Source organism: Actinomadura sp. NPDC049753, assembly GCF_040674655.1.
GTDB classification, from domain to species: domain Bacteria; phylum Actinomycetota; class Actinomycetes; order Streptosporangiales; family Streptosporangiaceae; genus Spirillospora; species Spirillospora verrucosospora.
On sequence record NZ_JBFARL010000266.1, the window covers coordinates 1 to 9,149 of the forward strand.

Consider the following 9,149-nt stretch of genomic DNA (forward strand, 5'->3'; position numbering starts at 1 on the left):
CCGCGTCCGTGTACCCGGTCTTGCCGCCGACCACGCCGTTGCGCCCCAGGATGAAGTTGCCGCCCTGCCGCGGGGAGCCGCCGCCGTCCGGCACGAACACGACGGCACGCACGCCGCCGTAGGGGGAGCGGGTGTCGACCGACACCCGGAAGCCGTACCGCGCGGCGAGGACGCCCGCCACCGCGAACCCGACGCGGGGCGGGTCGCCGAGCCGGTGGATGTCGACCGACGCGGTGCCGGACAGCAGGTCGGCGGCGCGCTGGAGCTCCTCGGCGTCCATCGCGACCCCGGCGTCGTCGATCATGATGGCGACGCCGTTGTGCGTGGACTGGAAGTTGACCTCGACGGTGGTGTCGGGGCGCGAGTGCCGCGCCGCGTTGTCCAGCAGCTCGGCCAGCGTCAGCACGATCGGCTCCACGGCCCGGCTGGTCACCGCGGTGTTCACCGGCCCCTGCATGTTGACCCGCAGGTAGTCGCGGATGCGGGAGGTCGCGCCGCGCACCACGTCGCTCATCGACGACGCCGAGCGCTGCTGGCCCGGCCACGACCCGCACAGCACCGCGGTGGCCTGGGCGCGCCGCCCGAGCTGGGCGTTCATGTGGTCGACGCGGAGCAGGCCCTCCAGCACGTCCGGGTCGTCGTGGCGCTCCTGCATGTCGGAGATGGCGAGCTGCTGCTCGTTGGCGAGGCTCTGCACGGCGCGCATCATCGCCCGCAGCGTCGACTTGGCCGACAGGTCGGCCCGCTCCCGGACGCGTGCGGCGGACCCGGCGAACAGCTCGGTGACGGTCCGCAGGGCCTGCCCGTAGGCGGGCGCCTCGCGGTCGAGGTCGTACAGCGGGCCGGTGACGCGCACGCCGGGGTTGTGCAGGGACTCCATGAGCTCGGGCAGCCGGACGTCCGCGAGGTGCCGCAGCTCCCTCTCGCGCAGGTCGAGCCCGCGGGCCAGGGCGGCGTTCTGCGCGCGGAGGCCGGCCGTCTCCCGCCGCTGGCGTGCCAGCAGGGTGGCGGCCGCGATGCCAGCGCCCGCCACGACGACGAGCGCCGCCGCCAACAGGAATTGCTCCATCAGATCCTCGGTGCAGAAGTCTTCGGGCGAGGCGGGCCCGGTCCGGGGTCGGCGACGCCCGGCGGACCGCCTCATGGCTGGTGGGGGCGGCGCGGATACGCCGCAGTTTCGGCACCGTAGGACGGGTGTGCGGGGGCGCGCTTGTGCTCGCGCGCAGAGAACTTGCCGCCGGGCGCATCGCAAGATCACCCATCGTCTGAATCACGTTACTTTCCGATGAATTCGACTGTTTCGCTGGTGACGGCGGTACTACGCTCGCCCGAAGGTGATCTAGAGCGGCGGAGGGGCCAGGGGTGGACGATGTGCTCGGCGGGGCGAACGGCGCCGAGTACCGGCTCGTGCTGCACCTGTCGGACCGGGCGGAGTACGACCGCGCCCCCGGCCAGGCGCGCCGCGACCGCGGCTACCGGTTCCTCCTCCCGCTGGACGGCGAGATGCTGATGGTGCAGGACGGCCGCGAGGCGCGGCTGCGTCCGGGGACCGGCGGCCTCATCGCGCCCGCGGCGCCGTTCCGGGTCGTCCAGCCGCGCCCGGCCCGCGCGCTCGTCATGACCATCCCAGCCCGCGAGATGGACGGCCGGCTGTGCGGCCCCGTCCTCCCGGCGACCGGCCTCGACCTGTCCGCCGGCCTCGGCCGCGTCGTCGCCGACATGGTGCGGGCCGTCGGCGAGGAGCGCCGCAGCCTCACCGGGCCGCAGTTCGACGCCGCCTGCGAACGGATCACCGAGCTGCTGTGCCTGCTGCTGGCCGGGGCCGAGCGCCCGCCCGCCCCCGGCCATCTCGCCGAGGTGGAGGCGGTCGTGCGCCGCTACGTCCGCGAGCACGCCACCGACCCCGGGCTCACCGGCGCCGCGATGGCGCAGGATCTCGGCTGGTCGCTGCGGCAGGTGCAGCTCGCCCTGCAGCGCGCCGGGACCACGCCCCGCGAGCTGATCCGCGAGGAGCGGCTCCGGCTCGTCCGCGACCGGCTGCGCAACCCCCTCGACCGGGACGTCACCATCACCGACCTCGCGCACGCCACCGGGTTCTCCTCGGCCAGCGCGCTCAGCCACGCGTTCCGGCAGCGCTTCGGCGTCAGCCCGCGGGAACTGCGCCGGCACGGCGCCACCCGCTGACGGGCACCGATTTCCAGCCTGCCCGGACCGATCCCGGGTTACGATGCGGCTGAGATCATCGGACGGGGCGTAGAGAGTGTCAGGAGCGCGCCCGTGGACCTCGGCCCCCACCACCTCAGGATGATCGAGGCGATCGCCGCGACCGGCAGCATCAGCAAGGCCGCCGCGCGGCTCGGCCTCACCCAGCCCGCCGTCAGCACCATGCTGCGCCGGGTCGAGGGCCACCTCAGCGTGCAGCTGTTCGTCCGCTCCCCGGAGGGCGTCACGCCGACGCCGGTCGGCGCCGAGGTCGCCACCCGCGCCCGGGCCGCGCTGGCCGGCATCGACGACCTGAACGCCGCGCTCGCGCACCGGATCAGCGAACCCGCCGCCGCGCCGCTGCTGCGGATCGGGGTGCAGGCGTGCCCGGCGCTCACCCGGCTCGGCGACCATCTCGGCTCGCTTTCCCCGGAGTCGCGGCTGCACCTGCGCGTGGATCCCGGGGGCGGGCGCATCCCCGCGCTGCTCGCCTCCGGCACCCTCGACATCGGGCTGTTCCAGGAGCCCGTCGACCGTCCGCCGCGGCCGCGCGACGGCCTGGAGCGGCTCGTGCTCGTCGAGCGCGAGCCGGCGCTCGTCGGGATGTCCTGCTCCAGCCCCCTCGCCGCCGGCGCGACCGTCGACCTGGCCGACCTGGCCGACCACGACTGGATCGACGATCCGCTCGACGACGGCCCCTGGCCCGCCTACCTGCGCGGCGTGTGCGCCGAGGCGGGGTTCCGGCCGCGGGTCAGGTACTGGGCGACGGACTGGCAGATCTCGGCGTCGCTCATCCGGTCCGGGCGCGCCGTCGGCATCTACCAGCCGACCGCGGCCCCCCGCGCCGGGGTCGCGTTCCGCCGGATCACCGGCGACCCGCTCGGCCAGCGGGTCGTCCTGATGTGGCGGCCCGGGGCCGGGCGGGCGGCCGCCCGGCTGCGCGGCGTCTTCGACGACGTCTACCTGGACCTCGTCCGGGCCCAGCGCGCCTACGGCGACTGGTGGGACGAGCATCCCGAGGCGCATCCGGCGCTGCCCGTCCCCGCCGGCCCGGTGGAGGGTGCGGGGACGGGCGCCGGTGCGGGGCCCGGGGAGGGGGGCGCTTCCGGGGACCCGCGGGAGGGCGGTTAGCAGCCGCCCCGGCGGCGGCGCCGCACGAGGGCGGCGCCCGCGGCGGTCGCCGCGCCGCCCGCGCCGAGTGCCAGCAGAGCGGGCGCCGGGCCCCTGTCCGGCGCCGGATCGCCGGCGCCGGTCGCGGGCGAGAAACCGCCGAGCTTCCCGGTCCGCTGGTAGGCGCTGCCCGGGAGCTTGTCGGCGTACCGGGAGCGCACGAGCCTCCGGTACGCCGCCACCGTGACGCCGGACCTGCCGACCGACGACGCGGCGGTGCCGTTGAGCGCGGTGACCCGGCCGTCCTCCAGCCGGTACCACGCGTGGATCTGCGGCTCGGTGAACACCGTGCCTCCCTGAGCCCGCGCCGGGTAGACCGCCTCCTCCGACCCGGAGATGACGTTCATGACCTGCCAGCCCGCACCGGACCTGGTCAGCCACACCGTCGCGTGCTGCCCGCTCGCCGAGGCGGCGCCGACCGCCATGTAGGCGAAGGTCGCCACGGGAGCGCCGCCGTCGCCCTTCACGAAAGCGGGGTTCAGCGAGTAGACGCGCTGGACGGCTCCTTCGAGGCGCGGGGCCTTGGCCTGAGCCTCGGCCTTGGGCACGGCCTGGTTCACCAGCCGCCCGCGCCGGTGCTGGTCGAGGTGGACGAAGAACGCGCCGAGCCTCTGCTGCGCGGCGGGGGACGCGGCGGCCTTCGCGGCGGCGGCCTCGTCGGAGGACGGCCCGGCGGCCTGCGCGGCGGTGCCGCCCAGCAGGACCGTCCCGCCGATCAGGGCTCCGGCCGCGAGTCTCGCAGTCGTGCGCATGTCAGCCTCCGATCCTGGACAGGGCCTGGCCCCAGCGGAACTGGTAGTTGCTGACGTAGCTGCTGTACGCCATCTCCCCGTACCGGGGACTGGAGGGCCACGGGTCGCCGTAGGAGACCGTCTGGCCGGAGTAGCCGTAGATGACCTGGGCGTGGCCGCCGCCGGCCGTCCAGTAGATGCCGGTGAGGATCGGCCGCTGCCCGTTGATCTCGGTGGTGACCGCCTGGTACGACAGGGGGCCGCTGACCTGGCCGGGGGACACGCCGAGCGCCTGGAACGCGCGCTGGTCGTACTCCAGGTAGCCGGGCTGGTTCGGGCAGGCGCTGCCGCGCGGGTAGCCGCGTCCGAGGGCGCAGAAGTCGTTCTGGCTGACGTTGCCCTTGCCGAAGAACTTGGCGATCGTCAGGCCGCTGGCGACCCAGCACCACTGGTCCTGCTGCTGCACCTGCTGCGTGATCGGCAGGTTCTGGGCCGAGGCGACGCCGGTGGACGCCGCGAGGGCGGCGGCCGCCCCGGCGAGTCCGGCCGCGAGCCGCCGGCGTGCCCGGGCGGGTCGGGTACGCGTTCTCATGCACTTCCGCCATTTCTCCCGGCGAGGGCCGCACCGCCTCTCGCGAGGGAGCCGAGCGATTCCCGTCCGGCGCCGGGGGAGTGTCCGGGCGGGGAGGCCGCGAGAGGCCGAATGAACGCGATAAAAGTCTCATTCGCGGTTTTCGCCCGGTAATGCCAGCAGGACATAACAAAACGGAATGACCCCGGTGAACCCGGCTTTTCTCCACGAAGGCGGCCCCGCGCCTAGGCGCGGGCGGCGAGCGGGCCGGGGCGGTGCTCCGGCTCCGGCTCCGGCTCCGCGGACGGGAGGGCGACGGTGACGGTGAGGCCGCCTTCCCGGCGGGGCACGGCGGTCACGGTGCCGTTGTGGGCGCGGACGATGGACTGGACGATGGAGAGGCCGAGACCGGCCCCCTTGGCGGTGACGAGGCGGTCGCCGTCGAGCCGGCGGAAGGGCTCGAAGAGCGCGGGGATCTCGTAGGGCGGGACGGCGGGGCCGGAGTTGGCGACCTCCAGGACGGCGCGGCCGCCCTCGGTGCGGCAGGAGACGGAGACCCACCCGGAGTCGGTGTTGTGGCGCAGGCCGTTCTCCAGCAGGTTCTGCACGACGCGCTCCAGCAGGAGCGCGTCGCCCGCCGTCATGGCCTCGGAGGCGTCGGTCTCGACGGCGATGCCGGAGCCATCGGCCTCCAGCGCCGTCTGGGCGGCGACGTGGGCGACGACGTCCGCCAGGTCCACCGGCGCCCGGGTGGTGATCTCGTTCTCGGAGCGGGCCAGCAGCAGCAGGCCGGTGATGAGGCGCTCGTGGCGCGCGTTGATCTGCAGGAGGGTCTCACCGAGCTGCCGGACGTCCGGGGACGCCGACTCGCGGTGCATCGCCACCTCGACCAGCGCGCGGCCGAGGGTGAGCGGGGTGCGCAGCTCGTGGGAGGCGCTCGCGACGAAGCGGCGCTGGCCGTCGAAGGAGCGGTCGAGGCGGTCGACCATCGCGTCGAAGGTGTCGGCGAGCTCCTTGACCTCGTCGTGGGGGCCCCGGAGCGCGATGCGCTCGTGCAGGCCGCGGTCGGCGGCGGGGGAGCCGGCGATGCGGCGGGCGGTCTCGGTGACGCGGTGCAGCGGGGACAGGGCCCGGCCCGCGATGAGCCAGCCGAAGCCCGCCGCGGCGCCCCCGACGACCAGCAGCGCGATCGACCCCTGGGTGACCAGGGAGGTGACGGCGGCGTCGTGCAGGTCCTCGCGCTGATCGCGCATCCAGCGGTCGGCGTCGGCCATCGCCCTCGCTTCCTGCGCCGCCTGCTGCGCGCTTCCTGCCGGCGGGGCGGTGCCGGGGCCCGGGTTCAGCCGGGTCGCCAGCACCTTCGTGCCGGACCGCGACAGCTGCTGGTCGAACAGGGCGTAGGTCGCGCCGAGCAGCACCACCCCGGCGACGAGGAACAGGCCGCCGTAGGTGAGGGTGAGTCGGGCGCGCAAAGACAGCCTCATGGGATCCGGTACCCCGCTCCCTTGACGGTCTCGACGACGGGCGGGTCGGCGAGCTTGCGGCGCAGCTTGAGGACGGTCAGGCGGACGGCGCCGGTGAACGGGTCGGCGTGCTCGTCCCACACCTTCTCCAGGAGCTGCTCGGAGGACACGACGGCGCCCTCGGCGCGCAGCAGCTCGGCCAGGACGGCGAACTCCTTGCGGGCGAGCGGCACGTAGCGCCCGTCCCGGAACACCTCGCGGCGCGCCGGGTCCAGGGTGATGCCGGCGCGGTGCAGCGTCGGCGGCGCGGCCGGGCGGCAGCGGCGGCCGAGCGCGTGGACGCGGGCGGCCAGCTCGGGGAACGCGAACGGCTTGGTCAGGTAGTCGTCGGCGCCGAGGCCGAGCCCGTCGACGCGGTCGGTGACCTCCGCGGCGGCGGTGAGCATCAGGACCCGGGCCGCGCACCCGCCCCGGACGATCTCGCGGCACACGTCGTCGCCGTGGACGAGGGGCAGGTCGCGGTCCAGCACGACCACGTCGTAGTCGTTGACGGTGAGCCGCTCCAGGGCGGCCGCGCCGTCGTGGGCCAGGTCGACGGCGTGCGCGTCGTCGCGCAGCCATTCGGCGATCGCGTCGGCCAGGAGCCGCTCGTCCTCTGCCACCAGCACTCTCATGAAGCCTCCTCCGAACGCCGATGGTGCCCGAAGCGGTGTTTCGTTTCCGTTAGTGATCGTCTCCCGGCGCGCGGCGCCGGAATTCGCGAGGGCGGAAACACGGGAGAAACGCTCCGCCGGGTTGCATCCTCCTCACCGGCCGGAACCGCTCCGGGCCGGAGACGAGGAGGAGACATGAGACTGCGGATCCTGGCCGTGCTGCCGCTCGCGCTGGCGCTGACCCTGACCGGGTGCGGCTCGGACGACAAGGGCGACGGCGTGGCCTCGGCCGGCAGCGGCGGGCAGGGCGGCTCGAAGCAGGGCGGCGGCGAGCAGCTCAGCCCGGACGAGCGCGGCGTCAAGTTCGCCCAGTGCATGCGCGAGCACGGCGTGGACATGGAGGACCCGAAGCCCGGCGGGGGCATCCGGATCCAGGCCAACGGCGACAAGGGCGCCATGGACAAGGCCATGGAGGCGTGCAGGCAGTACAACCCGATGGCCAACCGCACCGGTGCGCCCGATCCGAAGATGCAGGAGCGGGCGCGCGAGTTCGCCGCGTGCATGCGGAAGAACGGCGTGGAGAAGTTCCCGGACCCCGACCCGAACCAGCCCGGCATCCGGATCGACAAGGACACCGTCGGCGACGACCCGGATCTGGAGGCCGCGCAGCAGGCGTGCGACAAGGTCCTGCAGGGCGGCGGGAAGTGACGGAGGAGACGGTCGCGGAACGCGCGCCGGCCGAGCCCGCGGGCCGCCGCGCCCGCCGCCGCGGGCCGCGCCTGAAGATCGCTCTGGCCGTCGCCGCCGTCGTCGCGGCGGGCGGCGCCGCCACCGTGGCCGCGTTCGCCGCCGGCGGGGACCGGGAGGGGGGACGGGCCGCGGCCCTGCCGCCCGGCACCGCGAAGGTGGCCCGGGAGACGCTCAGCGACACCCAGACCGAGGACGGGCAGCTCGGCTACGGGCCGACCCTGACCGCGACGAGCCAGGCCAGAGGCACGATCACCTGGCTGCCCGAGAGCGGGGACGAGGTCACCCGCGGCCATCGGCTGTACGAGCTCGACGGCGACCCCGTCGTGCTGATGTACGGGTCCAAGCCGTCCTACCGGCCGCTGCGGGTCGGCACCGAGGGCTCCGACGTGAAGCGGTTCGAGAGCAACCTCAGCGCGCTCGGCTACGACGGCTTCACCGTGGACGACGAGTACACCTCGGGCACGGCCGAGGCCGTCCGGGAATGGCAGGAGGACATCGGCGCGCCGGAGACGGGGACCGTCGAGGTCGGGCGGGTCGCCTACGCGGGCGGGCCCGTCCGGATCGAGACAGTCGCGGCGAACCCGGGGGAGCCCGCCGCACCCGGCAAGAAGATCCTGGGCTACACCGGGACCGCGCAGGCCGTCACGGTCGAGCTGGACACCGCCGACCAGCGGCTGGCGAAGAAGGGCGCGCGGGTCGAGGTGACCCTGCCGGAGGGCCGGCCGGTCGCGGCCGAGATCGACGAGGTCACCACCGTGATCGAGCCGGGCGGGCAGGGCGAGGACCCGGAGACGAAGGTGGAGGTCACGATCTGGCTCGACTCCGCCGCGGCCAGGAAGGCCGCGGCCCGGTACGCGCTCGCCTCCGCCGACGTCCGGTTCACCGCGGGCAGGCGCGAGAACGTGCTGACGGTGCCGGTGTCCGCGCTGGTCGCGCTGCGGGAGGGCGGCTTCGGCGTGGAGGTCGTCAAGGGCGGGGCGTCGTCCTACGTCCCGGTCGAGACCGGCCTGTTCGCCGACGGGAAGGTCGAGGTCTCCGGACCGGGGATCGCCGAGGGCGTGCTGGTGGGGGTGCCGAAATGATCACACTGCGGGACGTGAGGAAGTCCTACCCGGGCGGCGTGCACGCGCTCGCCGGGGTGTCGCTGCACATCGACGAGGGGGAGCTGGTCGCGATCGTCGGCCCCTCCGGCTCCGGCAAGACGACGATGCTCAACATGCTCGGCACCCTGGACCGGCCCACCTCCGGGGAGATCAGCATCGACGGCCACGACGTGGGGCGGCTCCCGGACGCGCGGCTGTCGGCGCTGCGCGCGAGCCGCATCGGGTTCGTCTTCCAGCACTTCCATTTGGCGGCCGGGACCCGGGCGATCGACAACGTCGCGGACGGCCTGCTGTACACCGGGCTGCGCCCGGCGGTGCGGCGGCGGCGGGCCGCGGCGGCGCTGGAGCGGGTCGGGCTCGGCCACCGGCTGGAGTATGATGTAGACGGTCGCGTTGGCGGTCTGGACGTTGCCGCAGACGACCTTGGCTTCTCCCCTCCGGAGGAAGTCAGATGGCGAAGATCCTTCGGCTCACCGGCCTCGACCGCCGGTTCACGCCGGCCCGCA

10 protein-coding genes are annotated in these 9,149 nt (G+C 74.6%); 5 read left to right on the top strand and 5 right to left on the bottom strand.

The genetic code is table 11. The features are described from left to right. Positions 1–1,069: ATP-binding protein (locus tag AB0K37_RS37690; protein WP_363989745.1), on the bottom strand; the 1,069-nt coding region annotated here is incomplete at its 3' end. Positions 1,070–1,362: 293 nt separating this feature from the next. Here AB0K37_RS37690 and AB0K37_RS37695 point away from each other — a divergent pair. Both AB0K37_RS37695 and AB0K37_RS37700 read left to right on the top strand, forming a co-directional pair. Next, positions 1,363–2,184, top strand: coding sequence for an AraC family transcriptional regulator (locus AB0K37_RS37695; RefSeq protein ID WP_363989748.1), 822 nt, complete (start codon positions 1,363–1,365; stop codon positions 2,182–2,184). A gap of 93 nt (positions 2,185–2,277) precedes the next feature. Then, positions 2,278–3,333, top strand: coding sequence for a LysR family transcriptional regulator (locus AB0K37_RS37700; protein ID WP_363989750.1), 1,056 nt, complete (start codon positions 2,278–2,280; stop codon positions 3,331–3,333). Here the strand turns inward: AB0K37_RS37700 and AB0K37_RS37705 are convergent. The 4 genes from AB0K37_RS37705 to AB0K37_RS37720 all read right to left on the bottom strand — a co-directional run bounded on the left by AB0K37_RS37705 (position 3,330) and on the right by AB0K37_RS37720 (position 6,811). Continuing rightward, positions 3,330–4,124, bottom strand: coding sequence for a hypothetical protein (locus tag AB0K37_RS37705; RefSeq protein ID WP_363989753.1), 795 nt, complete (start codon positions 4,122–4,124; stop codon positions 3,330–3,332). The two genes, AB0K37_RS37700 and AB0K37_RS37705, sit on opposite strands and share 4 nt — an antisense overlap. 1 nt (position 4,125) lies before the next feature. After that, complete coding sequence (locus AB0K37_RS37710) at positions 4,126–4,695, bottom strand: papain-like cysteine protease family protein (RefSeq protein WP_363989756.1); 570 nt, start codon at positions 4,693–4,695, stop codon at positions 4,126–4,128. A gap of 224 nt (positions 4,696–4,919) precedes the next feature. Further along, a complete protein-coding gene (locus AB0K37_RS37715; protein ID WP_363989759.1) occupies positions 4,920–6,146 on the bottom strand; it encodes a HAMP domain-containing sensor histidine kinase in 1,227 nt (408 codons plus the stop codon). Positions 6,147–6,154: 8 nt separating this feature from the next. After that, positions 6,155–6,811, bottom strand: a complete 657-nt coding sequence (locus tag AB0K37_RS37720) for a response regulator transcription factor (protein ID WP_363989762.1) — start codon at positions 6,809–6,811, stop codon at positions 6,155–6,157. A 174-nt stretch (positions 6,812–6,985) separates the two neighbouring features. On the opposite strand from AB0K37_RS37720, the gene AB0K37_RS37725 reads away from it, so the two are divergent. The 3 genes from AB0K37_RS37725 to AB0K37_RS37735 form a co-directional block, all read left to right on the top strand. Continuing rightward, complete coding sequence (locus AB0K37_RS37725) at positions 6,986–7,498, top strand: hypothetical protein (RefSeq protein ID WP_363989765.1); 513 nt, start codon at positions 6,986–6,988, stop codon at positions 7,496–7,498. Next, positions 7,495–8,622 carry a peptidoglycan-binding domain-containing protein gene (locus AB0K37_RS37730; protein ID WP_363989768.1) on the top strand — a complete coding sequence of 376 codons (1,128 nt, stop codon included), beginning with the start codon at positions 7,495–7,497 and terminating at the stop codon, positions 8,620–8,622. The genes AB0K37_RS37725 and AB0K37_RS37730 overlap by 4 nt, the downstream gene beginning before the upstream one ends. Further along, the coding region (locus AB0K37_RS37735; RefSeq protein WP_363989771.1) for an ATP-binding cassette domain-containing protein at positions 8,619–9,149 on the top strand (531 nt) is incomplete at its 3' end. The genes AB0K37_RS37730 and AB0K37_RS37735, both read left to right, overlap by 4 nt.